27 protein-coding genes are annotated in these 25,614 nt (G+C 63.9%); 16 read left to right on the top strand and 11 right to left on the bottom strand.

What is annotated here, in order from left to right; genetic code table 11:
- Positions 1-4: 4 nt before the first annotated feature.
- The 5 genes from phnK to phnG are packed head-to-tail and all read right to left on the bottom strand — an operon-like array spanning position 5 to position 3,969.
- The gene (gene phnK, locus M3A49_RS04755) at positions 5-775 is read right to left on the bottom strand and encodes a phosphonate C-P lyase system protein PhnK (RefSeq protein ID WP_266227656.1); all 771 of its coding nucleotides are present in this window, start codon (positions 773-775) and stop codon (positions 5-7) included.
- Positions 772-1,701 (bottom strand): alpha-D-ribose 1-methylphosphonate 5-phosphate C-P-lyase PhnJ, encoded by a 930-nt coding sequence (locus tag M3A49_RS04750; protein ID WP_323183104.1) that lies wholly within the window; start codon positions 1,699-1,701, stop codon positions 772-774. Before M3A49_RS04750 ends, phnK begins: the two co-directional genes overlap by 4 nt.
- Positions 1,698-2,822 carry a carbon-phosphorus lyase complex subunit PhnI gene (locus M3A49_RS04745; protein WP_266227655.1) on the bottom strand — a complete coding sequence of 375 codons (1,125 nt, stop codon included), beginning with the start codon at positions 2,820-2,822 and terminating at the stop codon, positions 1,698-1,700. Before M3A49_RS04745 ends, M3A49_RS04750 begins: the two co-directional genes overlap by 4 nt.
- Positions 2,822-3,463 (bottom strand): phosphonate C-P lyase system protein PhnH, encoded by a 642-nt coding sequence (phnH, locus tag M3A49_RS04740; protein ID WP_266227654.1) that lies wholly within the window; start codon positions 3,461-3,463, stop codon positions 2,822-2,824. Before phnH ends, M3A49_RS04745 begins: the two co-directional genes overlap by 1 nt.
- Positions 3,460-3,969: a phosphonate C-P lyase system protein PhnG gene (phnG, locus tag M3A49_RS04735; RefSeq protein WP_254353655.1), complete on the bottom strand. Its 510-nt coding sequence runs from the start codon at positions 3,967-3,969 to the stop codon at positions 3,460-3,462. The genes phnH and phnG overlap by 4 nt, the downstream gene beginning before the upstream one ends.
- Before the next feature lie 220 nt (positions 3,970-4,189).
- On the opposite strand from phnG, the gene phnF reads away from it, so the two are divergent.
- The 4 genes from phnF to M3A49_RS04715 all read left to right on the top strand — a co-directional run bounded on the left by phnF (position 4,190) and on the right by M3A49_RS04715 (position 7,264).
- A complete protein-coding gene (phnF, locus tag M3A49_RS04730; RefSeq protein ID WP_028202677.1) occupies positions 4,190-4,945 on the top strand; it encodes a phosphonate metabolism transcriptional regulator PhnF in 756 nt (251 codons plus the stop codon).
- Positions 4,942-5,670: a DUF1045 domain-containing protein gene (locus tag M3A49_RS04725; protein WP_266227653.1), complete on the top strand. Its 729-nt coding sequence runs from the start codon at positions 4,942-4,944 to the stop codon at positions 5,668-5,670. Before phnF ends, M3A49_RS04725 begins: the two co-directional genes overlap by 4 nt.
- Positions 5,667-6,218, top strand: coding sequence for a phosphonate metabolism protein/1,5-bisphosphokinase (PRPP-forming) PhnN (phnN, locus tag M3A49_RS04720; RefSeq protein WP_266227652.1), 552 nt, complete (start codon positions 5,667-5,669; stop codon positions 6,216-6,218). The genes M3A49_RS04725 and phnN overlap by 4 nt, the downstream gene beginning before the upstream one ends.
- Positions 6,219-6,343: 125 nt before the next feature.
- The gene (locus M3A49_RS04715) at positions 6,344-7,264 is read left to right on the top strand and encodes a LysR family transcriptional regulator (protein ID WP_266227651.1); all 921 of its coding nucleotides are present in this window, start codon (positions 6,344-6,346) and stop codon (positions 7,262-7,264) included.
- Between the two features lie 57 nt (positions 7,265-7,321).
- Here the strand turns inward: M3A49_RS04715 and M3A49_RS04710 are convergent, their stop codons facing one another.
- Positions 7,322-8,146 (bottom strand): IclR family transcriptional regulator, encoded by an 825-nt coding sequence (locus tag M3A49_RS04710; RefSeq protein WP_254353659.1) that lies wholly within the window; start codon positions 8,144-8,146, stop codon positions 7,322-7,324.
- Here M3A49_RS04710 and M3A49_RS04705 point away from each other — a divergent pair.
- From M3A49_RS04705 to M3A49_RS04675, 7 genes are all read left to right on the top strand, one after another.
- Positions 8,145-8,357, top strand: coding sequence for a hypothetical protein (locus M3A49_RS04705; protein ID WP_266227650.1), 213 nt, complete (start codon positions 8,145-8,147; stop codon positions 8,355-8,357). The genes M3A49_RS04710 and M3A49_RS04705 overlap by 2 nt on opposite strands.
- A gap of 434 nt (positions 8,358-8,791) precedes the next feature.
- On the top strand, positions 8,792-9,685 hold the full coding sequence (cyoA, locus tag M3A49_RS04700) for a ubiquinol oxidase subunit II (protein ID WP_266227649.1): 894 nt from the start codon (positions 8,792-8,794) through the stop codon (positions 9,683-9,685).
- Between the two features lie 5 nt (positions 9,686-9,690).
- Positions 9,691-11,700 carry a cytochrome o ubiquinol oxidase subunit I gene (gene cyoB, locus M3A49_RS04695; RefSeq protein ID WP_266227648.1) on the top strand — a complete coding sequence of 670 codons (2,010 nt, stop codon included), beginning with the start codon at positions 9,691-9,693 and terminating at the stop codon, positions 11,698-11,700.
- Positions 11,700-12,311, top strand: a complete 612-nt coding sequence (gene cyoC, locus M3A49_RS04690) for a cytochrome o ubiquinol oxidase subunit III (protein ID WP_266227647.1) — start codon at positions 11,700-11,702, stop codon at positions 12,309-12,311. Before cyoB ends, cyoC begins: the two co-directional genes overlap by 1 nt.
- Complete coding sequence (gene cyoD, locus M3A49_RS04685; protein WP_254353663.1) at positions 12,312-12,632, top strand: cytochrome o ubiquinol oxidase subunit IV; 321 nt, start codon at positions 12,312-12,314, stop codon at positions 12,630-12,632. It begins immediately after the preceding gene.
- A gap of 294 nt (positions 12,633-12,926) precedes the next feature.
- Complete coding sequence (gene pcaF / locus M3A49_RS04680) at positions 12,927-14,129, top strand: 3-oxoadipyl-CoA thiolase (RefSeq protein ID WP_266227646.1); 1,203 nt, start codon at positions 12,927-12,929, stop codon at positions 14,127-14,129.
- Positions 14,130-14,516: 387 nt separating this feature from the next.
- The gene (locus M3A49_RS04675; RefSeq protein ID WP_266227645.1) at positions 14,517-15,134 is read left to right on the top strand and encodes a hypothetical protein; all 618 of its coding nucleotides are present in this window, start codon (positions 14,517-14,519) and stop codon (positions 15,132-15,134) included.
- 89 nt (positions 15,135-15,223) lie between these two features.
- Here M3A49_RS04675 and gabD read toward each other — a convergent pair whose 3' ends face one another.
- Both gabD and gabT read right to left on the bottom strand, forming a co-directional pair.
- A complete protein-coding gene (gene gabD, locus M3A49_RS04670) occupies positions 15,224-16,675 on the bottom strand; it encodes an NADP-dependent succinate-semialdehyde dehydrogenase (RefSeq protein ID WP_266227644.1) in 1,452 nt (483 codons plus the stop codon).
- Between the two features lie 115 nt (positions 16,676-16,790).
- A complete protein-coding gene (gene gabT, locus M3A49_RS04665; RefSeq protein ID WP_266227643.1) occupies positions 16,791-18,083 on the bottom strand; it encodes a 4-aminobutyrate--2-oxoglutarate transaminase in 1,293 nt (430 codons plus the stop codon).
- A 127-nt stretch (positions 18,084-18,210) separates the two neighbouring features.
- On the opposite strand from gabT, the gene M3A49_RS04660 reads away from it, so the two are divergent.
- From M3A49_RS04660 to M3A49_RS04640, 5 genes are all read left to right on the top strand, one after another.
- Complete coding sequence (locus M3A49_RS04660) at positions 18,211-19,848, top strand: PLP-dependent aminotransferase family protein (protein ID WP_266227642.1); 1,638 nt, start codon at positions 18,211-18,213, stop codon at positions 19,846-19,848.
- 765 nt (positions 19,849-20,613) lie between these two features.
- Positions 20,614-21,129, top strand: a complete 516-nt coding sequence (locus tag M3A49_RS04655) for a PAAR domain-containing protein (RefSeq protein ID WP_266227641.1) — start codon at positions 20,614-20,616, stop codon at positions 21,127-21,129.
- A gap of 2 nt (positions 21,130-21,131) precedes the next feature.
- Complete coding sequence (locus tag M3A49_RS04650) at positions 21,132-21,680, top strand: hypothetical protein (RefSeq protein ID WP_266227640.1); 549 nt, start codon at positions 21,132-21,134, stop codon at positions 21,678-21,680.
- A 95-nt stretch (positions 21,681-21,775) separates the two neighbouring features.
- Entirely contained in the window at positions 21,776-22,072 is a 297-nt protein-coding gene (locus M3A49_RS04645) for a 3D domain-containing protein (protein WP_266227639.1), read from the top strand.
- A gap of 3 nt (positions 22,073-22,075) precedes the next feature.
- The gene (locus M3A49_RS04640; RefSeq protein WP_266227638.1) at positions 22,076-22,492 is read left to right on the top strand and encodes a hypothetical protein; all 417 of its coding nucleotides are present in this window, start codon (positions 22,076-22,078) and stop codon (positions 22,490-22,492) included.
- Between the two features lie 232 nt (positions 22,493-22,724).
- Here the strand turns inward: M3A49_RS04640 and M3A49_RS04635 are convergent, their stop codons facing one another.
- From M3A49_RS04635 to phnD, 3 genes are all read right to left on the bottom strand, one after another.
- A complete protein-coding gene (locus M3A49_RS04635) occupies positions 22,725-23,561 on the bottom strand; it encodes an EamA family transporter (protein WP_266227833.1) in 837 nt (278 codons plus the stop codon).
- A gap of 134 nt (positions 23,562-23,695) precedes the next feature.
- Positions 23,696-24,577, bottom strand: a complete 882-nt coding sequence (phnE, locus tag M3A49_RS04630; RefSeq protein ID WP_416338919.1) for a phosphonate ABC transporter, permease protein PhnE — start codon at positions 24,575-24,577, stop codon at positions 23,696-23,698.
- A gap of 8 nt (positions 24,578-24,585) precedes the next feature.
- The gene (gene phnD, locus M3A49_RS04625) at positions 24,586-25,572 is read right to left on the bottom strand and encodes a phosphonate ABC transporter substrate-binding protein (protein ID WP_266227637.1); all 987 of its coding nucleotides are present in this window, start codon (positions 25,570-25,572) and stop codon (positions 24,586-24,588) included.
- Between the last annotated feature and the right edge of the window lie 42 nt (positions 25,573-25,614).

Genomic DNA, 25,614 nt, shown 5'->3' with positions numbered 1-25,614 from the left:
CATCCTAGACCGGCAGCACGGATGCCACCAGCGTCTGCGTATAGGGATGTTGCGGGTCGTCCAGCACCTGGTCGGTCAGGCCCGATTCGACCACCGTGCCGCCTTGCATCACCATCAAGCGATGCGCGAGCAGGCGCGCCACGCCAATGTCGTGCGTGACGATCAGCACCGAAAGATGCAGCGTGCCCGTGAGCGTGCGCAGCAGGTCGAGCAGGCGCGCCTGCACGGACACATCGAGACCCGCCGTGGGCTCGTCCATGAAGACGAGGCGCGGACCCGTGACGAGATTGCGCGCGATTTGCAGGCGCTGCTGCATGCCGCCCGAAAACGCCGACGGCAATTCGTCGATGCGCATGGCGTCCAGCTCCACGCGCTGCATCCACTGCTGCGCCGTGTTGCGGATTTGCCCGTAGTGGCGCGCGCCCACGGCCATCAGCGGCTCGCCGATATTGGCTCCGGCCGAGACGCCCACACGCAGTCCGTCGCGCGGATTCTGCTGCACGAAGCCCCATTCGGTGCGCGCGAGCAGGCGCCGGCGCGGCTCGGAAAGCGTGCGCAGGTCGAGCGTTTCGCCGTTCGCGCTCGTGTAGTGCAGCGCGCCCGAGTCGGATTCGGTGTGCAGCGCGAGCGTGTTGAGCAGCGTGGTCTTGCCCGAGCCCGATTCGCCGACGATACACAGCACCTCGCCGGGATACAGGTCGAAGCTCACGTCGCGGCAGCCGTTGCGGCCGCCGTACTGCTTCGTGAGCGATCTTGCGCTTAGCAGCGGCGTCATGCTTTCTCTCCTGCTTCATTCGTTGCGTGCGCATCGATCTGTTCGCGGCGGTCGTGGCAGTAGTCGCTGTCCGAGCAGACGAACATGCGTTTGCCCGCGTCGTCGACGATCATCTCGTCGAGGAAGCTCTCGCGCGAGCCGCACAGGGCGCACGCATGCTCCCAGCGCTGCACTTCGAACGGATGGTCGTCGAAGTCGAGGCTCTTCACCGGCGTGTACGGCGCAATCGCGTAGATGCGGCGCTCGCGGCCAGCGCCGAACAACTGCAGCGCGGCGTTCATATGCAGCTTGGGGTTGTCGAACTTCGGAATCGGCGAGGGCGACGTGAGATAACGGCCGTTCACGGTCACCGGGTAGTCGTACGTCGTGGCGATGCTGCCGTGCTGCACGATGTCCTCATAAAGCTTCACGCTGATCAGGCCATAGTCGGCCAGTGCATGGAGCTTCTTGCATTCGGCCACGCGCGGCTCGAGCCGGAACAGCGGCTCGGGCATCGGCACCTGGTACACGAGGATCTGTTTGTCCGTGAGCGGCGTTTCGGGAATGCGGTGCCGCGTCTGGACGATCGACGCCTCGCTCGTGCGGCGCGTAGTGGCCACACCCGTGGTGCGTGCGAAAAAACGGCGGATGTTGACGGCGTTCGTGGTGTCGTCCGAGCCCTGGTCGATCACCTTGAGCGTGTCCTTCGCGCCGATGATCGCCGCCGTCACCTGAATGCCGCCCGTGCCCCAGCCGTACGGCAGCGGCATTTCGCGCGAGGCGAACGGCACCTGGTAGCCCGGCACGGCCACGGCCTTGAGGAGCGCGCGGCGCAGCATGCGCTTGGTCTGCTCGTCGAGGTACGCGAAGTTATAGCCCGAGACGGCCTGCGTTTCGTGCGATGCGACTTCGGCTGCGGGGGATTGCAAGGTATCGGGCGCGTTCATGCGGCCTCCTTGTTTTGCGCATCGGCATTCGCGTCGGTGCCGTTTTCGTGCTGCGCGCGCAGCTTGCGCACGAGTTCCAGCTCGGCCTGGAAGTCCACGTAGTGCGGCAGCTTCAGGTGTTGAACGAAGCCCGAGGCTTCCACGTTGTCGCTGTGCGAGAGCATGAATTCGATGTCCTGAGTCGGCGAGGCGATCGTCTCTCCCAGCTCCTCGGCTCGCAGCGCGCGGTCCACCAGCGCCATCGCCATGGCCTTGCGCTCCGCGTGGCCGAACGCGAGGCCGTAGCCTTGCGTGAATTGCGGCGGCACGTCTTTCGCGCCCGCGAACTGGTTGATCATCTGGCACTCGGTCAAGTCGATCTCGCCGATTTCCACGGCTTCGTCGAGTTCGTCCAGCATCATTTCTACGCACACCGAACCAAAGCGGATCTCGCCCGCAAACGGATGCGAATGCGCGTAGCCGCGCTGCGTGGCATAGCCCATCGCGAGCAGAAAGCCTTCGTCTCCGCGTGCGAGATTTTGCAGGCGCACGGTGCGGTCGGCGGGGAACGCGAGCGGCTCGCGCGAGAGGTCGCCGGGCTCGCGCGCCTGCGGCGAGCGCGTTTCCTGCTCGATCAGGCCCTCCTTGTCGAGCAGGGAGACCACGCGCGGCATCGCTTCTACGGCCGGGGTGGCTCGCGGCGCCGGGGGCGTGGCGCTCGCGGCGTCGTCGCCTTCGGCCAGCAGCGCGAAGTCGAGCAGGCGCTGCGTGTAATCGTAGGTCGCGCCGAGCACCTGGCCGCCGGGCACGTCCTTGAAGGTGGCGGAAATGCGGCGCTCCACCACCATGTTTTCCGTTTCGACCGGCTGCGTATAGCCAAAACGCGGCAGCGTGGTGCGATACGCGCGCAGCAAAAAGATCGCCTCGACGAGATCGCCCGCGGCCTGCTTGATCGCGAGCGCGGCAAGTTCTTCGTCGTAGACCGAACCTTCGGCCATTACACGCGCCACGGCCAGACGCATCTGTTCGCGGATCTGCGCGACGCTCAGCTCGGGCACGCGCGTATCGCCGCGGCGCGCCTCGTCGAGCAACCGCCAGGACGCTTCGATCGCGCGCTCTCCACCTTTGACGGCGACGTACATCAGTGCATCTCCACGAGAGTCGTGCGCGGCAGGCCCATCAGGCGGTCGCCGCACACGAGATAGAAGTCGATGCCGCACGGGAAGTGCGGCGCGAGGTCGGTGCGTTCGCGCCAGAAGCGCTCGGGCAGGCCGGCGGGCGCGATGCTGCAGGTCGTTTCGATGCCGGGGCCGCGCAGCGTGAGCGGTGCGCCGCCGGCGAGTGAATCGACGCGCACGAACACCGTGGCCGACTGCTCCGGCGACTCGGGCGTGCCGCTCGCGAAGGCGTCGAGCGGCGGCAGGGCGGCGGCGTCGTGCACATAAGCGAACGCGGCTTCGCGCGCTTGCTGTGCAAGCGGCGCGCCTGCGTGAAAGCGCAGCGCGGCCGCGAGTGCGGCGTCGGGCTGGGCGAGCCATACCGGCGTGGCGTAGTCTGCGAGGGCGAGCAGCGAGGCGAAGGCGGCGAGGCCGGCGCGCGCGGGGGACGCATCCGCCGCCGTGGCCGCCGGCAGCGGCGTTTCGACCACACCGATCGTGCCGGGGCGCGCGAGCGCGTCGAGCAGCGTGCGAAACACCGTCTGCGTGTCGTGAACCGGATCGCCGAAGCCGGGCGCGAGCGCCGCGAGCAAATCGGGCGTCATGGCATTGCGTGGGTCGCTCATGCGTCACCTCGAACCATCGTGAAGAACTCGACCCGCGTGCTGGCGGCGTCGGCGCGGCGCGCGTCGCGCTGTGCGGCGAGACGCGCGGCAAGCGGCTCGATCAAGCGGGCGTGCAACTGGTCGTGGCGCGCGGGGAGTTGCAGCAACGCATCGGCGAGCGCGGCCAGCTCGGCGCGGCGTTTGTCGCGGCCCAGATGGCAGGCCACGCCGACCGGGCCGGGCTGGCCTGCATCGCCGCCTTCGGTGCCCGAGGCGCGCAGGCGCAGCGTGGCGCGCGTGACGGTGGCTTCGCCCAGGTTGAAGGCGTCGCCGGTGCCGCCAATTCGCCCGCGGACCATGGCCAGTCCGGTTTGTGGCAGACGCAGCCAGTCGAAAGCGGGCTCGGGCGCACCGGCGAGCGCGACGCTCAACGCCGCTTCAAGCTCGGCGCGTGGGGTGTGCGCGAGAACGGCCATCCATGCGCGCCGGGTCGCCGGCGTGGAGGATGGGGTGGAAGAAGCGTTCATCGGAGTTCCTGTGTCGTGAACGGGGGAGAACGGACATGGCAACTGCGCTTTTCGAACCGCCTTGTCTGGACCTCGATTGAACCATCTATTCATCTAAACGTCTAGACGTTTAGTGGTACAGTCGTCCAGTTCGGGCGCAATGAAGGTTTTCATATTTCCATCACGCCCTGCGCACTACAATGCACAAAACGCTATTGGAACCGAGAGGAATGACAGCACCATGACATCGAACGACGAGGCGCCGTCCAGCCTGCTTGAGCGCGGCGCGGGTGTGGCGGTGTGGCGGCAGATCGAGCAGATCCTCGCAGCGGAGATTGCGGCGAAGGGTTTCGGCGAAGACGGCCGGCTGCCTAGTGAGGGCGAGCTTGCGCGCCGCTTCGACGTGAACCGCCACACGGTGCGGCGCGCGATGCTGGGCCTCGCGGCGTTGGGGCTCGTGAGCGTGGAGCAGGGGCGCGGCACCTTCGTGCAGCCCGGCGCGATCGACTACACCATCGGCAAGCGCACGCGCTTTACCGAGAACCTGAAGCGCCATCAGCATTCGGCGGCGGGCAAGCTGCTCGCGTCGTCGCGTGGCAAGGCCGACCCCACGGTCGCCAAGGCGCTCGGCCTGCGCGCGGGCGCGCTCGTCTACCGGCTCGAAACGCTGCACGAGTCGGACGGCGTGCCGCTCACTTACGCGCGCAGCTGGTATCCCGCCGCGCGCTTCGCCGATCTGCCCGTGGTCATGGAGCGCGTCGACAGCACCTCGAAGGCCCTCGCCGAATACGGCGTGACCGACTATCTGCGCAAGTGGAGCCGTATCGGCAGCGTGCTGCCCGAGGCCGAGGTGGCGCGGCGCCTGAACATCAACCGGCAGCAGCCGGTGCTGTGGGTGGAGAACGTCGACGTCGATCTCGAAGGCGTGCCGATCAAGTACGGCATCACGCACTTCGCCGCCGACCGCGTGCAGCTGATGGTGGAGCACGACCTATGAGCGTGCTGCACGAAGACTGGAACGAAGCCACGCGCTTCGCGCTTTACTATGCGCCGCCGCGCGAATCGGTGTGGTGGCAGACGGGCTGCGCGTGGCTTGGCCAGGATCCGGAGACGGGCGACACCCTCGCGCCGCCGCCGTGGCTCGCAGGCCTGCCGCAGCCGCTGGAAACGCTCACAGTCGCACCACGCCGCTATGGCTGGCACGGCACCCTCGTGCCGCCGTTCCGTCTCGCGTCGGGCGTGACGCCCGTAGCGCTCCTGGCCGCCGCGCAGCAGTGGGCGCAGGGGCAGGCGCGCTTCGAAGCCAGTGTCGAGGCGGCGCTGCTCGGCCGCTTCGTGGCGCTGCGCCCCGTCGACGATGCCGGCGAAACCGCGCTGCGCGAACTGGCCGCCAACGCACTGCGCGCGCTCGGCTCGCTGCGCGCCCCGCAAACGCCCGCCGAACTCGCGAAGCGCCTGGACGCGCCGCTCACGCAGCGTCAGCGCGCTTACGTCGAAGCATGGGGCTATCCGTACGTGTTCGAAGAATTCCGCTTTCACATGACGCTATCCGATTCGCTGAACGACGCGCAAACATGCGCGCAACTCGTCGATGCCTGGAACACGCAGATGCACGACGCCAACCCGCTGCCGGTGGAAGGCGCAGCGCTCTTCGTCGAGCCCGGGCCGGGCACGCCGTTCGCGTTGTGGCGCCGCTTGCCGTTCGCGGGGGCTCGCGCATGAAGGGCGGCCTGATCTACGTGATGGGGCCTTCGGGCGCGGGCAAGGACACGCTGCTGCGTTACGCGCGCGAGCGCCTGTCCGGCGAAGACGTCGTCTTCGCGCATCGCTACATCACGCGCGAAGACAGCGGTGGCGAGAACCACATCGCGCTCACCGAGGCCGAATTCGAGGCGCGTTCGCAGCGCGGCCTCTTCGCATTGCAATGGCGCAGCCACGCGCTGCGCTACGGCGTGGGCGTGGAGATCGACCAATGGATGGCGCTTGGCTGCACCGTCGTGGTGAACGGTTCGCGCGCCTACGCTGGCGAGGCGTTCGAGCGCTACCCGCGCATGACGCTCGTGCACATCGAAGCGGCGCAGCACGTGCTGGCCGCGCGCCTCGCATCCCGGGCGCGCGAAACGCCCGAGCAGGTCGCGTTGCGTCTCGCGCGGCGCGCGCCGTTCGAGGTGCCGTCGGGCGCCGCGTTCGCGCGCATCGACAACTCGGGGCACCTGGAGGAGGCGGGCGGGGCATTGGTCAAGCTCGTGCGACAGGTGGCGGCCGGATAGTCGCGGCGCCGTCCTTGAGCGTTGCTTAACAGCCGCTTAAGGGCTCGAACGGGCCGGGGGATTTTTGGTTGGGCGCGGTTGCCATGAGAAGATGCAGGCGACCCGAGAACTCAACGAGAATGCCCTTGGACCGTTTCCAGGAGATGCAGATTTTCACGCGCATCGTCGACCGCCGCAGCTTCACGCAGGCGGCCGAGGATCTGAACCTGCCGCGCGCGACGGTCACCAACTCGATCAAGCGTCTCGAAGCGCGCCTCGGCGTGCGTCTGCTCGAACGCACCACGCGCCAGGTCAAGCCGACGCTCGACGGCGACGCCTACTACCAGCGCTGCATGCGCCTGCTCGCCGACCTCGAGGAAACCGAGGAGGCGTTTCGCGACACCGATCCGCAGGGGCGCTTGCGCGTGAACATGCAGGGCACGCTCACGCAGTATTTCGTGATGCCGCGTCTGCCCGACTTTCTCGCGCGCTATCCGCGCGTCGAGCTCTTCATCGGCTCGGGCGACCACTTCGTCGATCTCGTGCGCGAGGGCGTGGATTGCGTGCTGCGCGCGGGCGAGCTGGCCGACTCCTCGATGATCGCGCGGCGCGTGGCGCTGCTGGAGCAGGTGACCTGCGCGAGCCCCGCGTATCTGGAACGGCACGGCGACCCCGAGTCGATCGAGGCGCTCGCCGGTACGCACACGGACAATCCGGGCCGGCCCGGCCATCGGGCCGTGAACTATGTTTCGCCTGCCACGGGCCGCGCGCTTGCGCTCGAATTCACGACCGCTGACGGCATCGCCCGCGTGACGCTGCCGGGCCCGGTGGCCGTCAACGGCGCGGAACTCTACGCGGCCGGCGCGCTGGCGGGGCTCGGCATCGTACAGGTGCCGCGCTACCGCGTGCGCGCACAGCTCGCCAGCGGCGAGCTGTGCGTCGTGCTGCCGGCGCATCCGCCGCCGCCCTTGCTGGTCTCGGTGCTGTACCCGCAGAACCGCCAGTTGTCGCTGCGCGTGCGCGCTTTCGCCGACTGGCTCGTGCAGGTGTTTGCCGAGGTTGCCTGAAACGGCTCGAGCGCGCCGGGGTGGTTCGTCCAGTCGCGCCGGGTTGCGCTCGTGCCTTTACGTGCGCCGCGCGACCATGCCGGACACACGCGCCGCGGCTTGCTGAAGCGGATCGAGGAAGGTCTTCACCATCTGTTTGGCCGACGTGCGCTGCGCGTTTCCGCTGATGTTCATCGCGGCGATCACGCGGCCCTGCCGGTTGCGGATAGGCGCGGAGATCGAGATGAGGCCGCCTTCCAGTTCCTGATCGACGATGGCCCAGCCCTGCTGGCGCACCTGAGCGATGATCTTCTTGAGTTCGCCGACGTCGGTGACCGTGCGCCCCGTATGCGCATAGAGCGGCGAGGAGCCGAGCGTTTCGTCGAGCGCAGCGTCGTCGAGCGAGGCCAGCAGCACGCGCCCCATGGAGGTGCAGTACGCGGGCAGGCGGCTGCCGATCGAGAGGTTGATCGTCATGATCTTGTGCGTGGGCACGCGCAGCACATAGACGATCTCGGTGCGGTCGAGCACGGCCGCCGAGCAGCTCTCGTGCACTTCCTGCGACAGCTCTTCCATTACCGGCTCGGCGAGATTCCAGAACGGCATCGACGTGAGGTACGCGAAGCCCAGGTCGAGAATGCGCGGGGTGAGGCGAAAGAGCCGCCCCTCGGCTTCGACGTAGCCGAGCGTCTGCAGCGTGAGGAGAATGCGGCGCGCGCCGGCGCGCGTGAGGCCCGTGGCGGCGGCGACGTCGGTGAGGGTCTGCTCGGGATGCTCGGCGTTGAACGCGCGGATCACCGAAAGCCCGCGCGCGAACGACTGCACATAGGAGTCGCCCGGTTTTTCGGGAATCTCCTGCTGGTCGGCGGAGCGGTCTGGCGAGGCACTGGAAGCAGAATTCATGGGCGTGGCGTTCGATCTTGCTGCGGCGCTTGAAGAACCTATCAAGATAACCCAAGCGATCGGTTTCGCCAACAAGCGGCGAAGGCGAGGCGGGCGCAAACTTGCGGGGCGGCGCGCCCGCGTCAACATCGATAGTGCGGCGTGGCACGACATGCGTCAAATGCGCACGTCAGATCATTTGACATTCAGTTATTTGATTTCGGTCAATTAATTTCGGTGCGAAAAATGATTGACGCGCGAACGGATCATTTAGATCTGAATACCGGCTCGGCCTGAGATTAAAGCGAGATAAAAATAATGTCTAAATTCGAATGAATTGGCAAATTTTCTGACCATTCTTCGATTGGGACACGCGTGTCTTTGGTCCTCTTTCTCCCTTGAGCGTGTTGGCCTTTACGCTGAAACCTCCGCGCAATGCGCGTTTTCTTGATGAAAGCTATTGGAAAGATAATTGCGGCTTTCCGTCGCGCTTGCCTGGGCGAGCTTTATCCCGCTGGCTAATCCTTAGCAAAGATCAAATTTTGAGATTGGCGCTTTCCGTAGAATCGCGCTGAATACGATACGGGTGCATTTTGCGTGGCTAATTTGCGATGCAAATGTGTTGGGTGTTACGCGTTTTGGTGGACAACGGAAGAACAGGCAAACATGAAAGACAGAAAAGCCTTTAAAAGGTGGTTAATCCCCCTCGGCAGCGGGCTGCTCGTTTCTCTTGCGGGGTGCAGCGGCAATTTTGCCGTGCTGGACCCGAAGGGCAGCGTGGGCGCGGCCGAGAAGTCGCTCATCCTCACGGCCACATGGGCCATGCTGCTGGTCGTGGTGCCCGTCATCATCCTGACGCTCCTGTTCGCGTGGCGCTATCGCGCCTCGAACCGCAACGCGACCTACGCGCCGAAGTGGGCCCATTCCACGGCGATCGAAGTGGTGGTCTGGGCCATTCCGGCCGCGATCATCCTGTTCCTCGCCATCCTCACGTGGCGCACCTCGCACGAGCTCGACCCGTACAAGCCGCTGGAGTCGAGCGTGAAGCCCATCAACGTCGAGGTCGTCGCGCTCGACTGGAAGTGGCTCTTCATCTACCCCGACCTCGGCATTGCCTCGGTGAACCAGCTCGCGGTGCCCGTGGGCACACCGGTCAACTTCCGCATCACGTCGGACTCGGTGATGAATTCGTTCTTCATCCCGCAGCTGGGCACCCAGGTCTACGCCATGGCGGGCATGCAAACGCGTCTGCACCTGATCGCCGACGAAGCGGGCGATTTCGACGGTCTCTCGTCCAACTACAGCGGCAAGGGCTTCTCGGACATGAAGTTCCGCACGCTCGCCACGAGCCAGCAGGACTTCGACGCGTGGGTGCAGAAGGTGAAGACGTCGTCCACCCAGCTTTCGATGGACGAGTACGCCACGGTTGCGAAGCCGCAGGAGAAGGCGCCGGTGCAGTACTTCTCGAGCGTCGACCCGAAGCTCTTCAATAACATCATCGCGAAGTACAACAACGGGCACGTCACGATTTTCGACCCGTCTTGCGTGACCAAGGGGTAAGCAGCATGTTCGGAAAACTCACATTAGAGGCGATCCCGTTCGATCAGCCCATCATCATGGGCGCGGCGGCGTTCATGGCGCTGATCGTCGTCGGCGTGCTCGGTCTCGTCACCGTGACCGGCAAGTGGAAGTACATCTGGACCGAGTGGCTCACGAGCGTGGACCACAAACGCATCGGCGTGATGTACATGATCGTGGCCGTGCTCATGCTCGTGCGCGGCTTCGCCGACGCGGTCATGATGCGTATCCAGCAGGCCGTGGCGTTCGATTCGCCCGGCTATCTGCCGCCACATCACTTCGACCAGATCTTCACCGCGCACGGCGTCATCATGATCTTCTTCATGGCGATGGCGCTCATGGTCGGCTTCTTCAACCTCGTCGTGCCCCTGCAGATCGGCGCGCGCGACGTGGCGTTCCCGTTCCTGAACTCGCTCTCGTTCTGGATGACGGCGATCAGCGCGATCCTCATCAACCTCTCGCTCGTGATCGGCGAGTTTGCGAAGGTGGGCTGGCTCGCGTACCCGCCGCTCTCCGAGCTCCAGTTCAGTCCAGACGTGGGGGTGGACTACTACATCTGGGCAGTGCAGCTTTCCGGTGTCGGCACGCTCATCACGGCCGTGAACTTCTTCGTCACGATCGTCAAGATGCGCGCGCCCGGCATGACGCTCATGAAGATGCCCGTGTTTACGTGGACGGCGCTGTGCTCGAACGTGCTCATCATGGCCACGTTCCCGATCCTCGCGATCGCGGTGGCGCTGCTCGGCCTCGACCGCTACGTCGGCACGCACTTCTTCACGAACGAGCTGGGCGGCAATCCCATGCTGTATCTGAACCTGATCTGGGCGTGGGGCCACCCCGAGGTGTACATCCTCGTGCTACCCGCGTTCGGCATCTATTCGGAAGTGATGGCCACGTTCTGCAAGAAGCCGCTGTTCGGCTACAAGACGATGGTCTACGCCTCGTGCGCAATCATGGTGCTGGCGTTCCTCGTGTGGGCGCACCACTTCTTCACGATGGGTGCGGGCGCCGACGTCAACGCGTTCTTCGGTATCGCGACGATGATCATCGCCATTCCCACCGGCGTGAAGATCTTCAACTGGCTGTTCACGATGTATCGCGGCCGTGTGCACTTCACCGCGCCCGTGCTCTGGACCGTCGGCTTCATGGTGACGTTCTCGATCGCCGGCATGACCGGCGTGATGCTCGCGATTCCGGGCGCGGACTTCGTGCTCCACAACTCGCTCTTCCTGATCGCTCACTTCCACAACGCGATTATCGGAGGCGTGGTGTTCGGCTACCTCGCAGGCCTGCAGTACTGGTTCCCGAAGGTGTTCGGTCTCAAGCCCAGCGAAAAGCTTGGCAAGGCGTCGTTCTGGTGCTGGTTCGTCGGCTTCTACGTGGCCTTCGTGCCGCTCTACGTGCTCGGCTTCATGGGCGCAACGCGTCGTACCAACCACTACGACGTGCCCGAATGGCATCCGTACTTCGTCGTCGCCGCAATTGGCGCGGCGATCATCGCGGTCGGCATCGTGTTCCAGGTCCTGCTGTGGGTCATGGCCTTCGTGAACCGCAACAAGGCCGAATGCCAGGACGTGACTGGCGATCCGTGGGACGGCCGCACGCTCGAATGGGCAACGTCGTCGCCGCCGGCGGCCTACAACTTCGCGGTCATTCCGCACGTGGACGACATCGACGCTTTCGCGCACATGAAGGAAGCGGGCCGCGGTCCGGGCCTCGCCGCGAAATATAGCGACATCCACATGCCGTCGAATACGTCGGCGGGCTTCTTCATCGGCATGTTCAGCCTCGTGCTGGGTTTCGCTGCCGTGTGGCACATCACGTGGCTGGCGGTGCTCGGGTTCATTGGTGTCGCGCTGACAGTGATCCTCAAGAGCTTCGGCAACAACGACGGTTATTACATTCCGGCCGCGAAGGTCCGCGAGATCGAAGAACGGCGCTTTGGCACCGGCGCCGCCGTGGCCAAGCGTGAGCTGGTCGTCGAGGAGGCAGTCTGATGTCACAGAAAATCAATGCGGCAACCCTTGCCGAACTCGATCACCACGATCACCCGCAGTCGCACTCGGTATTCGGCTTCTGGGTCTACCTGATGACCGACTGCCTGCTGTTCGCGGCGCTGTTCGCCACCTTCGGCGTGCTGAGCCACCAGTTCGCGGGCGGCCCCACGGGCAAGGACCTGTTCGATATTCAGGGCGTGGCGCTCGAAACGGCCGTGCTGCTGCTTTCGAGCATCACGTACGGTTTCGCGATGCTCGGCGCGCACCAGCGCAAGAACGGCGTGGTGCTCGGCTGGCTCGCCGTCACCTTCATTCTGGGGGCGTCGTTCCTCGTGCTCGAACTGCGCGAGTTTTCGCACCTGATCGCAGAAGGCGCCGGCCCGCAGCGCAGCGCGTTCCTTTCGTCGTTCTTCACGCTGGTCGCCACGCACGGCCTGCACGTGTTCTTCGGCCTGCTGTGGATGCTCGTGATGATGATCCAGGTGGTTCGCACACGCGAACTGAGCGAGCAGGAAATCCGCCGCCTCACCTGCCTGAGCCTCTTCTGGCACTTTCTGGACGTGGTGTGGATCTGCGTGTTTACTTTTGTCTATCTGGGGAGCGTGCTCTAAATGGCTCAAACTCATGCAGAGTCCCACGGCAGCCTTGGCAGCTATGTGGCGGGCTTCATTCTTTCGGTGCTGCTTACCGCGGGCGCATTCGGCGTCGTTCTGCACGGCACGCTCGATGCCACCACGGCCTTGATCGTCATCGCGGTGCTCGCCTTCGTGCAGGTGGTCGTGCACCTCGTGTTCTTCCTGCATCTGAACACGTCACCGGGGCAGGGCTGGAACGTGCTGTCGCTCGCGTACACGGTGCTGGCCGCCGCGTTCCTGATCTTCGGCACCATCTGGGTCATGCACAACGTCGGCGCACTCATGATGTCGCGCTAAGCGTTTGCCTCACGGGCTGGCGCCTCGCGCCCGCCTGAACTCGCGAAGCCGCACAGGTACCCGTCCTGTGCGGCTTTTTCGTTTTTGGAGCCAGGTCCGCGTGCTTGACACCCGTCCCGGGACACGCCTATTATGGCCGTCAAATTGTTCGATTAACGATCATAGGTTCGACAGTCGAACAAATCGCACGAGGACGTGCGCGTTCGATCTCCCATTTTCGCCCGCGCAGTCCGTCAATCTCAATCATCTTTGCATGGGATCGCATCAAGTGCCTGCGATCGAAAGGAGACTCACATGACGGAAGCATTCATCTGCGACGCGGTTCGCACGCCTATTGGCCGCTACGCGGGCGCCCTGGCCCAGGTTCGTGCTGACGACCTCGGCGCCGTTCCGCTCAAGGCGCTCATGGAGCGCAACAAGGACGTGGACTGGACGGCGATCGACGACGTCATCTACGGCTGCGCGAACCAGGCGGGCGAGGACAACCGTAACGTCGCGCGCATGTCGTCGCTGCTGGCGGGCTTGCCGCAGGCCGTGCCGGGCTCGACGGTGAACCGCCTGTGCGGCTCCGGCATGGACGCCGTGGGCATTGCCGCGCGCGCGCTCAAGTCGGGCGAAACCGGGCTGATGATTGCGGGCGGCGTGGAAAGCATGAGCCGCGCGCCGTTCGTCATGGGCAAGTCGGCGAGCGCCTTCGCTCGCGACGCCGCGATTTACGACACAACGATTGGCTGGCGCTTCGTCAATCCGCTGATGAAGCAGCAGTACGGTGTGGATTCGATGCCGGAAACGGGCGAAAACGTCGCCGTCGATTACAACGTGAGCCGCGCCGATCAGGATGCGTTCGCGGTTCGCAGCCAGCAGAAGGCGGCTCGCGCACAGGCGGACGGCACGCTTGCGCAGGAGATCGTCGCGGTGACGATTGCGCAGAAGAAGGGCGATCCGATTGTTTTCTCGCGCGACGAGCATCCGCGTGAGACGAGCCTCGAGGCGCTGGCCAAGCTCAAGGGCGTCGTGCGCCCGGATGGCTCGGTGACGGCTGGCAATGCTTCGGGCGTGAACGATGGCGCTTGCGCGCTGCTCCTCGCCAACGAGGAAAACGCGAAGCGTTTCGGGCTCGTGCCGCGTGCGCGCGTGCTCGGTATCGCGACGGCCGGCGTCGCGCCGCGCGTGATGGGCATTGGTCCCGGGCCCGCTACGCAGAAGCTCCTCGCGCGTCTGAACATGACCATCGACCAGTTCGATGTTATCGAGTTGAACGAAGCTTTTGCATCGCAAGGGCTCGCCGTGCTGCGCATGCTCGGCGTCGCGGATGACGATCCTCGCGTCAACCCTAACGGCGGGGCGATTGCGCTTGGGCATCCGCTCGGGATGAGCGGCGCGCGGCTCGTGACGACCGCCACGTATCAGCTCCATCGCACGCAAGGGCGCTTCGCGCTGTGCACGATGTGTATCGGCGTGGGGCAGGGGATTGCGATCGCTATCGAGCGTGTCTGATTTTTGATCGCCCTGAATTGAAAAAGCCGCGGATCGATTTGGTCCGCGGCTTTTTTGTTTTGTCGCACGCTGTGGAGATGGCGTCGGCGTTGGCCACATGGACTGCGTGGTACAGAGCGCACGATGCACACAGCAAAGCCGTTCAAAAAAATAATTTCGCGCCACGAAACAATTGCATGATCCGTTTCAACGTGCAAATCACACAGGATCTTGAGCCTCTGCAAACTCCTCGGTAATTAGCCGTATTTGTTGGCGATAACTTGACCCGCTTCCGGTCAGGTAGCGTCCTCGTTTTAAGAGCCGCGCGTAGAATCGGCCGCACTTCGGCGCCACACGCCGATGCAAATACGGCAATCAATTCAAACCCGTTTGACGAGGAGAATGTGAATGACGAAGGCAGCGATTCTGGCGGCGGCGTGGGTGGTGGGCACTAGCCTTTCGCAGGGGGCGTTCGCGCAAAACGACGCGCCCGCTTCGGCGCCGCAGGGGCAAAGCGCGCTCTCGAGCGCGGCGCAGGACGTGATTGCCAACGCGGAGCCGGTGCATATCCAGGCGAAGATCGTCGGCATCGATCGCGCTGCGCGCGTCGTCACGCTGCGAGGGCCGCGCGGCAATGATGTCGATATCGCGCTCAGCCAGCAGGTCAACAACTTCGATCAACTCAAAGTGGGCGACACCGTCGACGTGCTCTACAAGAACGCGCTCCTCGTGACGGCCGAAAAGGTGACGGGCAAGGACAAGGGTATTCGCAAGCGTGTGGATACCAATGTTTATCTGCCCGCGTCGTCGGGCTACGACGCCGCGCGCCAGGTCGAAGTCCAGGCCACGGTGCAGCATATCAACGCGAAGAAGCGCGAAGTGACGCTGCGCGGCGCGTATCAGACCGTCACGCTGCAAGCCACGCCCGATATCGACCTCAAGACCTTGAAGGTCGGCGACACGGTCCACGCGGTGTTCGTTTCCGCTTATGCGTCGCAGGTGACGCCGGTCGCCGCCACGCAGTAAGCACGTAAAAAAGCCGGCGCAATATGGCGCCGGCTCCTTTTTACGATCCGAACGGGCGCCTCAGAAGGCGCCCGTTTTGCGTCTGGTCGTTACATGCCCGCCATGCACATGTACTTGATCACCACGTAGTCGTCCACGCCGTAGTGCGAGCCTTCGCGGCCCAGGCCAGACTGCTTCACGCCGCCGAACGGCGCGACTTCGTTCGAGATCAGGCCGGTGTTGATGCCCACCATGCCGTATTCGAGCGCTTCGGCAACGCGCCACACGCGGCCGATGTCGCGGCTGTAGAAGTAGGCGGCGAGGCCGAACTCGGTATCGTTCGCCATCCTGATCACTTCTTCATCGGACGAGAAGCGGAACAGCGGCGCGAGCGGCCCGAAGGTTTCGTCGCGCGCGACCTTCATCGCGGGCGTGACGCCGGTGAGGATGGTCGGCTCGAAAAAGCCATGGCCGAGCGCGTGGCGCTTGCCGCCCGTGGTCACCTGAGCGCCTTTCGCGAGCGCATCTTCGATATGCGATTCCACCTTCAGCACGGCCGCTTCGTTGATGAGCGGGCCTTGCGTCACGCCGGCCTCCGTGCCGAGGCCGACCTTGAGCTTTTCCACCGCGTCGCGCAGTTTGGCCGCGAACGCGTCGTACACGGCGTCGTGCACGTAGAAGCGGTTCGTGCACACGCAGGTCTGACCGCTGTTGCGGTACTTCGAGGCGATGGCGCCGGCGACGGCAGCATCGAGATCGGCGTCTTCGAACACGATGAACGGCGCGTTGCCGCCCAGTTCCAGCGAGACCTTCTTGACCGTCGAGGCGCACTGGCTCATGAGCAGGCGGCCCACCGGCGTCGAGCCCGTGAACGAGAGCTTGCGCACCGTGGGGTTGCTCGTGAGCTCGCCGCCGATCGCCTTCGGGTCGCCCGTCACGACGCTGAATACACCGCGCGGCACGCCCGCGCGCTCGGCCAGCACGGCCAGCGCGAGCGCCGAGAACGGTGTGGCTTCGGCGGGCTTGAGCACGATCGGGCAGCCTGCCGCGAGCGCGGGGCCGACCTTACGGGTAATCATCGCGGCAGGGAAATTCCACGGCGTGATCGCGGCGCACACGCCGACGGGTTCCTTCGTCACGACGATGCGCTTGTCGTTGGCGGGCGTGGGGATCGTGTCGCCATAAATACGCTTGCCTTCCTCCGCGAACCATTCGAGAAACGACGCGGCGTAGCCGATCTCGCCCTTCGCCTCGGCGAGCGGCTTGCCTTGTTCCGTGGTGAGGATGAGCGCCAGGTCGTCGGCGTTTTCCATCATCAGGTCGTGCCACTTGCGCAGGATGACGCTGCGCTCCTTCGCGGTCTTCGCGCGCCATGCGGGCCATGCGGCATTCGCTGCGGCGATCGCGCGGCGCGTTTCGGCGGCGCCCATGCGCGGCACCGTGCCAATGACCGCGCCGGTGGCGGGGTTCTTCACTTCGAACGTAGCGCCGTCTTCGGCGCCTTGCCATTCGCCGTTGATATAGGCGCTGGTTTGCAGCAGCGATGCGTCTTTCAGGTTCATGCTTGCACTCCGGACTGACTTCGATTCATTTAGAACGACGAACGGCACAGCGGCAAGCGCCGGTGTGCCGTTTCGCGACTGGCCCGCTGCTCGCGGGCCAGCATGTGGCGGAGGCTTACGCCGGCACGCCCACGGCTTCCTTGACCGACTCTTCGAGGATCGCGAGCGCTTCGTCGAACACGGTGTCCTGGATCGTCAGCGGGAACAGGAAGCGCACGACGTTCGAGTACACGCCGCACACGAGCAGCAGCAGGCCGCGGTTCAGTGCGGCGGTCTGCACGCGCTTCGTGAAGTCGGCGTCGGCTTCGCTCGTGCCCGGCTTGCAGAATTCAACGGCGTTCATCGCGCCGGGCCCACGCACGTCGGCGATCTGCGGCACGTCGGCCTTCATCGCATTGAGCTTGGCCTTGAGCTTGTCGCCGAGCTTCGTGGCGCGCTCGCAGAGCTTTTCTTCTTCGATGATCTCGATCACCGCGTGCGCCGAAGCCACGGCCAGCGGGTTGCCCGCATACGTGCCGCCGAGACCGCCGGGCGCTGCCGCGTCCATGACGTCCGCGCGGCCCACCACGCCCGAGAGCGGCATGCCGCCTGCCAGGCTCTTGGCGATCGTCATGAGGTCCGGCGTGACATCGTAGTGTTCCATTGCGAACAGCTTGCCGGTGCGCGCGAAGCCGGTTTGCACTTCGTCGGCGATCAGCAGGATGCCGTGCGTGTCGCAGATCTTGCGCAGGCCGCGCACGAAATCGGCCGGCGCCTGGTAGAAGCCACCTTCGCCCTGCACCGGCTCGAAGATGATCGCGGCGACGCGCTTCGGATCGATGTCGGCCTTGAACAGCATCTCGATGTGCTTGAGCGAGTCGGCCGTGCTGATGCCGTGGACCGAGTTCGGGTACGGGGCATGGTACACGTCGGCCGGGAACGGGCCGAACGCGAGCTTGTACGGGGCGACCTTGCCCGTGAGCGCCATGCCCATCATCGTGCGGCCGTGGAAGCCGCCCGCGAAGGCGATCACGCCCGGACGGCCCGTATGGGCGCGAGCGATCTTGACGGCGTTTTCGACGGCTTCGGCGCCGGTCGTGAAGAAGGCGGCCTTCTTGGCGAAGCTGCCCGGCGCGCGCTGGGCGACCTTCTCGGCCAGCGAGACGTACGACTCGTACGGCACGATCTGGTAGGCCGTGTGCGTGAACTGGTCGAGCTGCGCCTTGATGGCAGCGACGATCTTCGGATGGCGGTGGCCCGTGTTGCACACGGCGATACCGGCGGCGAAGTCGATGAAGCGGCGGCCTTCCACGTCCCACAGCTCCGCGTTTTCGGCGCGCTCGGCGTAGAAGTCGCACATCACGCCCACGCCGCGCGGGGTAATGGCGTTCTTGCGGCTTTGCAGATCGGCGTTCTTGCTCACGTTCATCTCCTGTGGAATCGGTGTCAGTTCTGAGGTTGGCTGGCGGACCGGCAAGCAGTCCATGTCGCGACTATACTCACGTTTGGCTCTAAATTTCAGAGCCATTCAGTGCAATCTTTAGGAGCCAATTTCGATGCGTGCGAGTGTTCTGTCCGATTGGCTGGCCCAACGGCTCGACCGCGGAAGCGCCCAGCCGGTGTACCGGCAACTGCACAAGCTGCTGCAGCAGGCGATCCTGTCGCGCGAGCTGCCGGCCGGGGCGCGGGTGCCGTCGTCGCGGCTGCTGGCGGCCGAACTGGGGATTGCGCGCAATACCGTGACGCAGGTCTACGAACAATTGGTGCTCGAAGGCTATGTCACGTCGGCGACGGGGCGCGGCACGTTCGTGGCGGACACATCGCCCGACGAGATCGTGGGGGCGACGGAAATTGGCCCTATGCAAACGCGCAAAAATAGCGGCGCGTCAGGAGCCGTGCAGCCTGTGGGAGAAGTCGCAACTAACCGCCAGAGCGCGCGAGGCGCGGAGACGCTTGCCGCGGCGGCACCCGGAGCCGCGGCGGCAAGCGGGCTGGAAGCCGCCACGCAGGCGCAGCGCCCCGCGGCGCGCGCACTCTCGGCGCGCGGCACGCGCCTGATTACCAGCGCAGGCGTGTCGAAGCGCCAGGGCGGCGCGTTCATGCCCGGCGTGCCCGACGTCTCCCGCTTCCCCGCGCGCGTGTGGACGCGTCTGCACAACAAGTACTGGCGCAGCCTGCGCCCGGACCTGCTGACCTACGCGCCCGGCGGCGGTCTCGCGCTGCTGCGCCACGTGCTGGCCGACTATCTGCGCACTTCGCGCTCGGTGCGCTGCTCGCCGGAGCAGATCATCATCACGACGGGGATTCATCAGTCCATCGACCTGGCCGTGCGTCTGCTTTCCGACCCCGGCGACACCATCTGGACCGAAGACCCGTGCTACTGGGGCGTGCGCAGCGTGCTGCATGTCTCGGGCCTCAACACGCGGCCGATCGCCGTGGACAGCGAGGGGCTCAACCCGTCGGCCGACGACTTCGCCGCGCCGGCGCCGCGGCTCATGCTCGTCACGCCTTCGCACCAGTACCCGCTCGGCATGGTGATGAGCCTCGCGCGCCGGCGCATGTTGCTCGAGTACGCGCGCCAGCATCAGTGCTGGATCATCGAGGACGACTACGACAGCGAGTTCCGTTACGGCAGCCGCCCGCTCGCGTCATTGCAGGGGCTCGATACGGCGGGGCAGGTGATCTACGTGGGGAGCTTCGGCAAGACGCTGTTTCCGGGCTTACGCGTGGGGTATCTGGTCGCGCCGGAAGCGCTGGCGGAAAGCTTCGCGACCGCGAGCGCCGAGTTGTACCGCGAGGGGCAATTGCTGCAGCAGGCCGTGCTCGCGGAGTTCATCGCCGAAGGGCATTTCACCTCGCATATCCGCAAGATGCGCGCGCTCTACGGCCAGCGCCGCCAGGTGCTGCTGGACGCCGTTGCGCGCCGCTACGGCGACGCGTTGCCCGCCATGGGTGGCGACGCTGGCCTGCACGTCGTGATGCAGCTGCCCGAAGGCAGCGACGACCGCGCCGTGGCCGAAGCCGCGCTCGCGCGCAATATCGTGGTGCGGCCGCTTTCGGGGTATTACTCGTCGCGCGAGCGCGCGAATCCGGGCTTGCTGATCGGCTATGCCTGCGTGCCCGACGAGGAGATCGCGCCGGCGTTCGACACGCTTGCCGAGGCGATCGATACGACGCTGCCGACAATGGCCTAGCGCCTTCTCTGGCGGTTATAGAGCCAGGCTGCGATTCCAGGCCTTGAATCAAGATGCCGCTTGCCGCTGTGCGGAGAGCGGGGCGGTTTGAGCGCAGAGTGTGCAGGGCACTCAGTTCAGTGCCCGCTCACCCTCCGCTTCATGCGCGGGCGCGTCACTTAATCTTTCCATCGAACTGTCCAACACGGTCCTGATTCGCGCATCGAGCGTGTCTATCTTCTCTCAGTCCATATGGGTCAGGGTCTCAATTGCGGTGACGTACTGAAGAACTCGCACTTTGGCGAGCTCTCAAATACGCGGAACAAGGTCAGATAATCCGAATTAATTGCCAAATTAGCTGTAGTTTGGCGAATGTCAAATCGCCGTCGCGGAGCGACGCGCTACGCATTGGTTACGCACCAATTCAGACGAGTCCGATTTCGCGCTCGCAGATACGGCGTGAATCTAGCATTTTCGGGTACTTTTTGCCCGCATAGCGCGCCCGTCGCATCGCCGGGCTGGTCGTAATGCCCAACGTTCGAGGAGATGTCCGCTTGTCTGCCGATACGCACCACGATTGTCCGTACAAGTTTCATTCTTCGCTGCACCTGTACGCGATGGTACACAAGCCGCTTGATACGCCATCGACACCGCCCGGCAGCAACTATTGCGGTGATATGCAATTGCACTGCTATCGCATAGAACACGGCCACGTCATTCGTACATACACGAGCCCACTTGATGCGGCTAACGCTTGAACTAGATACGCGCGAAGGAGCAACCTAAATGCGGATACCTGTTGTCAGGCACTGGGACCACACGACCACGGGCGGCCGGGTGATAGCGACAGTTGCCAAAATTCACGACAAAGGAAAAAAGATCGCGCTTCACCTTGAGCATGCGACATGCGGCAACTGTGAAGGCACGTTTCCTATGTTCGGCACGGGCGAAAAGATGCGCGATCGAGGGCGACACGTAGTCGTCGATGGCGATAGCGTCTTATGCTCGTGTGGAAAGAATCGCGTGATCGCCGGCCCAGACTCACGCGTATTCATTCACAAGACGGTTGAGCCCAAGCGTAACCACGACGGCGCAAGGATCGAGGCACGTTCCGCGCTGCGCGAAGTGTACGACGAACAATTCACGCTCAAAGGCGGTGACGGTCAACCGCTCGCGGGCGTGCGCTATCGAATCGTGACGAATCGCGGGCGCATATTCAGCGGCGTAACAAACGGACGCGGCGAAACAGAGCGGATCGCAACGGATGGAATGGAAACGCTAGCACTCCAACTGGAGAAATGAAAATGCCAGAAAGTATTGAATGGATAGTGGTTCACGACACAGCATGCACGAACACGACCCTTGGTTCGTGCGTCGAAGTCATAATTGCGGCGAACCTGCTTTCGTGGGAGATTCCCGATAACAAGTACGGCGATAAGTTGCCAATCATTCCGTCTCCCGCACGCGTTGAGAAAGGAAAAATTCTGTATCGTCTTTCGATCAAGGCGATCGTAAGACGGCTCAGCGGTGGCCCACTATCCGGCCGTACACTAGCAGTCAAAAGTGATCGATCACACGACACGATTCGCATCGCCGCACCTACAGATTCAGACGGTTGCACGATTATGACCCTTGAAACTAGAGAGGCTGGCGAAGTTTCCCTAACGATTTTAGACCATGACATAACGGGAGTACCTCTACGTGTCACGCTAAAGGAAGCGTGGTACGAAAATACGTTCCTGATAACGGGATATCATGTTTGCTTCGAAGACGAATTTTCCGGCGCGCCTGCACTTGCTAGAGGCATTGGTGACCATCATAAGAGCGATTTTTGTATGGTGCGCGCGGCGTAGTCATGCAAGGAACGGGTAAGGCATCGAACGGACGTTATATACGTCCGACACAGGTTAGTTCGACGTGGCACAGGAATAGCCGCGGCAACCGTGACGTGCTGGCTAATCCGGACGGGGTTGCATTCGCTTATACTGATTCCGTTCAGGGGGCCTATGGCCCAGTTAGGGAAAATCACTCGATTGCCGTTGACCCTAGCGTGATTCCGAAGCGTGCACAGGTTGAAATTGAAGCCGTTGGGCTGCGCTTTGCAGACGACACCGGGAGCGCGATTGTCGGGAACCATATTGATAACTTTGTGGGCGCCGGGGCGTTTGTACAAACTGCATGGGAACACGGGGCAGTCAATAATACGCAGCGAAAGGTCAAATTTATTGGTGATTCGAGGAATTGAACAATGACAAAGGGAATTATTCTCGCGCTCTCGATGGCAATTCCATTGGTATTTTTCAATTCGATTGCACATGCGGAAGGCTCCGTGAGCTATAGCGAACTAATCGTCCCAATGTTTAAGCAACGTCCGATATTCGGGGAGTTTATACAGCGCTCGTTCACTGTCACAGATACCGGCTGGGGGATAAGGATCAACAGCCCGACATTGCCGCACATGCGAGGGGCGCGGATGGGGCCGTACAGATTCCAGGCAACATGGCATAGCCCTAAAGGCGACGTTCCTGTGATGCTCATAGTTGATACGAAGATACAGTTTTTCGATAGCCACCACCATGAAATAGTTGGGAGCGATTTGCGAAAAACTACATCAATTACAGAAACGCTGGATTCGATAGAAATCGAGCCGCCACGAGCTCCATAAAGTCGCACGCGCAGAACGGATCGCCCCGCTTCGGCGGGGCTTTTCATTGAGGCGACAAGAAGCGATCTATCAGGATCGGCAGTACGAGTGCGCTGTGGCAACGCTGAAGCGGAAAGTCGCGGCGCTAACCGCAGAGATAAGCAAGAACAACGATGCGTGTGCGAAACCGGACGATGTGCATTTCAAAACGAGCGTGCCGACGTTCGCATAGTGCTACGCCGCCGACGTCCAATCACAGCCGGATCAGCACCGCCCCGCAAGTCACGAGCGCGCACGCGACCATGCGGCGCGCCGTGAGCTTCTCGTTCATGAAGAACCAGCCGATCAGTACGGCGAAGACCGACGAGAGTTCGCGTAGCGCGGAAACCATCGCGATAGGCAGATAACGGAACGCCTCGATCACGAGGCAATACGCCGTGAGCGCGAGCACGCCCGCGAGCACGCCGCGCGCGACCGCGGCCTTCGACGTGAACATCCGCGCCGCGCCGCCGCGCAGCTTGCAGACCACGAGAAACTGCGGGACGTTCCAGAGCAGATAGACCCACATGATGTAGCTGATGCCGTTACCGGCCAGGCGCGCGCCGAGTCCGTCGACGACCGAATACATCGCGATGAAAAGGCCCGTGAGCAGCGCATACGGTACGCTCTCGCCCGAAAAGCGCATGCCGCGCCTGAAAGCAAGCGACATGATGCCAAGCGAAACGAGCGCGACGCCCGTGGCCGCGAGCGCATGCAGGTCTTCGTGCGCGAACACCAGCGCGCCCCCGAATACGAGCAGCGGCGAAAGCCCGCGTGCGATGGGGTAGATCTGCCCGAAGTCGCCGCTGCGATAGGCGCGGATCAGCGTGAAGCAATACACGAACTCCAGCACCACCGAAGCACCGATATACGGCCAGCTCGCCGGCGCGGGCAGCGGCAGCACGCACACGGCGATCGCGCTCACGACGATGTACGGCACCGAGAACACGCCGAGCAGCCAGAGGCGGTCGCCCGAAACATGGAGGAAGGCGTTCCAGCTCGCGTGCATGAGTGCCGAGAGCAGGACCAGCAGAACGACGAAACTGGCCATCTTGGAGACGCGGACCGTTGCGGCCGCAATCATGTGATCATTCCAGCGAACGCGTGTGGCCGCCAGAAATAGGGAAAAGCCGCGCGAGCCGTCGTTGTGTTTCTATTCGGCTCGCGCGGCTTTTGGGGAACGCGTCAGATCACGCGCGCGCGCAGTCTTGCGGAGATGAGATCGATGGCCGTGACGACGACGATCACCATGATGAGAACGGCGCTGGTCTGCTGATAATCGAACGAGCGGATTTCTTCATACAGCACGACGCCGATGCCGCCCGCGCCCACCATGCCTACCACCATCGCCGAGCGCACATTCGACTCGAAGCGGTAGAGCGCATACGAGATCCACAGCGGCATGACCTGGGGCAGCACGCCGTAGATGATCTCGTCGAGCGGCGAGGCGCCCGTCGCGCGCACGCCTTCCACGGGGCGCGGGTCGATGGCTTCCACCGCTTCCGCAAAGAGCTTCGCGAGCACGCCTGTCGTGTGCACCCACAAGGCAAGCACACCGGCGAACGGCCCGAGGCCCACGGCCACGATGAAGAGCATCGCGAACACCATCTCGTTGATGGCGCGGCACGCGTCCATCAAACGACGCACGGGATGCAGCACCCAGGCAGGCGCGAGATTGTGCGCCGACATCAGCCCGAACGGCACCGCGCAGACGATGGCGAGCGCCGTGCCCCACAGCGCCACCGCGATCGTGACCCACATCTCCTGGGCATACGTGCGCCATTCCGTGAAGTCCGGCGGGAAGAAGCCGCGCGCGAACGTGCCCATGTTCGCGGAGTCGGAGAACAGGTCGAGCGGGCGCATGTCGGCGCCGCGCCACGCCACGCCGAGCAGCACGAACACGATGGCCCAGAGCGCCAGCGAGGACCAGCTGCGCTTGCCTGCGAGGCCGCTCGCCGCAAGGGCTGCCGCTTGCGGCGCGGCGGCGACGTTTGGCGTCGCCGCCGGCGTGGCAGCGGGCCTCGCGACTTCTGTCTGCGGCACGGCGCGTGAGCTGTCGAAATCCATTGCGCCCATTACTGCTTCGCAGGTGCGGCGAGCGCGCCGATCTTCGCGTCGATGGCCGCGATCTGGCTCTTGCGGTCGTCGTCGGAGAGATGCGTGTCGGCGGCGATCTTCTCTTTCTGCTGGAACAGCGCGACCTGGCGGATCGGCAGGAGCTGCGCGTCGCTGGCGGGCGCGAAGCCTGCATAGCCGGTGATATCGGCCATGATCTTCTTCTCGCGCGGATCGGTCTTGGCGTAGTGGTAGAAGAAGTCGCGCAGCTTCTGCTTGGTGGCTTCAGGCAGATCCTTGCGATACACGAGCGGGTCGGACGGAATGAGCGGCGAGGTCCACAGTACGCGCACCTGGGCAAAGCGGTCCGGGTGCTTTTTCTGGAGCGTGGAAAGCTCGATGGTGTTGTTGGTGGCGATATCCACCTTGTTGTTCACCACGGCAAGCAGGTTCGCTTCATGGCTCGACGGCAGCACGGTCTTGAAGTTCGTCGCGTTCACCGAAATGCCGCGCTTCGCGAAGAGGTAATAGCCCGGAATCAGCGTGCCCGAGGTCGAATTGGGGTCGCCCCAGCCGAGCGTGAGATCCTTAGTATTCTTGAACACATCGTCGATCGACTTCACGCGGCTGTTCACGTTGGTGATGAGAACCGACTTGTAGCCCGTGTCGCCGTTCGCGTAGAGCACCTTCGCGAAAATCTCGCCATTCGAGCGGTCCACGGCTTCCATCGCCGAAGCATTGCCGAAGTAGCCGATCTGCACCTTGTTGAAGCGCATGGCTTCGATGATGCCCGAGTAGTCGGTGGCGAAGAACGCATTCACATGCAGGCCGGTCTGCTTGTTCAGGTCGTCGATGAACGGTTGCCAGCGTTGCTTGAGCACCGCCGACGAGTCGGTCGAGATGATGCCGAAGCTGAGGTCTTCCGCGTGAGCGGCCGCACTGCCGAGCGAGGCAAACGCGACGGCGCCGGCGGCGCACCAGGAGAGCATGGAGCGGAACAGTTTCATTGGGGCGGTCCGTGGTGAGGGAAAACGTTGCGGGTTGAAAAA

This window comes from Paraburkholderia sp. CNPSo 3076 (assembly GCF_026343935.1).
Taxonomy (GTDB): Bacteria; Pseudomonadota; Gammaproteobacteria; order Burkholderiales; family Burkholderiaceae; genus Paraburkholderia; species Paraburkholderia nodosa.
The sequence above is the reverse complement of the archived record's forward strand: the minus strand, read 5'-3'. Positions and strand labels throughout refer to the sequence as shown.

Bases quoted from the DNA above. Each gene is read 5' to 3' on its own strand.
- phnF (WP_028202677.1), top strand. From the start codon at position 4,190: ATGACATCGAACGACGAGGCGCCGTCCAGCCTGCTTGAGCGCGGCGCG.
- phnK (WP_266227656.1), bottom strand. From the start codon at position 775: ATGACGCCGCTGCTAAGCGCAAGATCGCTCACGAAGCAGTACGGCGGC.
- phnG (WP_254353655.1), bottom strand. From the start codon at position 3,969: ATGAACGCTTCTTCCACCCCATCCTCCACGCCGGCGACCCGGCGCGCA.
- M3A49_RS04725 (WP_266227653.1), top strand. From the start codon at position 4,942: ATGAGCGTGCTGCACGAAGACTGGAACGAAGCCACGCGCTTCGCGCTT.
- M3A49_RS04750 (WP_323183104.1), bottom strand. From the start codon at position 1,701: ATGAACGCGCCCGATACCTTGCAATCCCCCGCAGCCGAAGTCGCATCG.
- phnE (WP_416338919.1), bottom strand. From the start codon at position 24,577: ATGGATTTCGACAGCTCACGCGCCGTGCCGCAGACAGAAGTCGCGAGG.
- gabT (WP_266227643.1), bottom strand. From the start codon at position 18,083: ATGAACGTGAGCAAGAACGCCGATCTGCAAAGCCGCAAGAACGCCATT.
- M3A49_RS04745 (WP_266227655.1), bottom strand. From the start codon at position 2,822: ATGTACGTCGCCGTCAAAGGTGGAGAGCGCGCGATCGAAGCGTCCTGG.
- M3A49_RS04635 (WP_266227833.1), bottom strand. From the start codon at position 23,561: ATGGCCAGTTTCGTCGTTCTGCTGGTCCTGCTCTCGGCACTCATGCAC.
- M3A49_RS04660 (WP_266227642.1), top strand. From the start codon at position 18,211: ATGCGTGCGAGTGTTCTGTCCGATTGGCTGGCCCAACGGCTCGACCGC.
- M3A49_RS04705 (WP_266227650.1), top strand. From the start codon at position 8,145: ATGGGCGTGGCGTTCGATCTTGCTGCGGCGCTTGAAGAACCTATCAAG.
- pcaF (WP_266227646.1), top strand. From the start codon at position 12,927: ATGACGGAAGCATTCATCTGCGACGCGGTTCGCACGCCTATTGGCCGC.
- cyoB (WP_266227648.1), top strand. From the start codon at position 9,691: ATGTTCGGAAAACTCACATTAGAGGCGATCCCGTTCGATCAGCCCATC.
- cyoD (WP_254353663.1), top strand. From the start codon at position 12,312: ATGGCTCAAACTCATGCAGAGTCCCACGGCAGCCTTGGCAGCTATGTG.
- cyoA (WP_266227649.1), top strand. From the start codon at position 8,792: ATGAAAGACAGAAAAGCCTTTAAAAGGTGGTTAATCCCCCTCGGCAGC.
- phnH (WP_266227654.1), bottom strand. From the start codon at position 3,463: ATGAGCGACCCACGCAATGCCATGACGCCCGATTTGCTCGCGGCGCTC.
- cyoC (WP_266227647.1), top strand. From the start codon at position 11,700: ATGTCACAGAAAATCAATGCGGCAACCCTTGCCGAACTCGATCACCAC.
- gabD (WP_266227644.1), bottom strand. From the start codon at position 16,675: ATGAACCTGAAAGACGCATCGCTGCTGCAAACCAGCGCCTATATCAAC.
- M3A49_RS04675 (WP_266227645.1), top strand. From the start codon at position 14,517: ATGACGAAGGCAGCGATTCTGGCGGCGGCGTGGGTGGTGGGCACTAGC.
- M3A49_RS04640 (WP_266227638.1), top strand. From the start codon at position 22,076: ATGACAAAGGGAATTATTCTCGCGCTCTCGATGGCAATTCCATTGGTA.
- M3A49_RS04650 (WP_266227640.1), top strand. From the start codon at position 21,132: ATGCCAGAAAGTATTGAATGGATAGTGGTTCACGACACAGCATGCACG.
- phnN (WP_266227652.1), top strand. From the start codon at position 5,667: ATGAAGGGCGGCCTGATCTACGTGATGGGGCCTTCGGGCGCGGGCAAG.
- M3A49_RS04655 (WP_266227641.1), top strand. From the start codon at position 20,614: ATGCGGATACCTGTTGTCAGGCACTGGGACCACACGACCACGGGCGGC.
- phnD (WP_266227637.1), bottom strand. From the start codon at position 25,572: ATGAAACTGTTCCGCTCCATGCTCTCCTGGTGCGCCGCCGGCGCCGTC.
- M3A49_RS04710 (WP_254353659.1), bottom strand. From the start codon at position 8,146: ATGAATTCTGCTTCCAGTGCCTCGCCAGACCGCTCCGCCGACCAGCAG.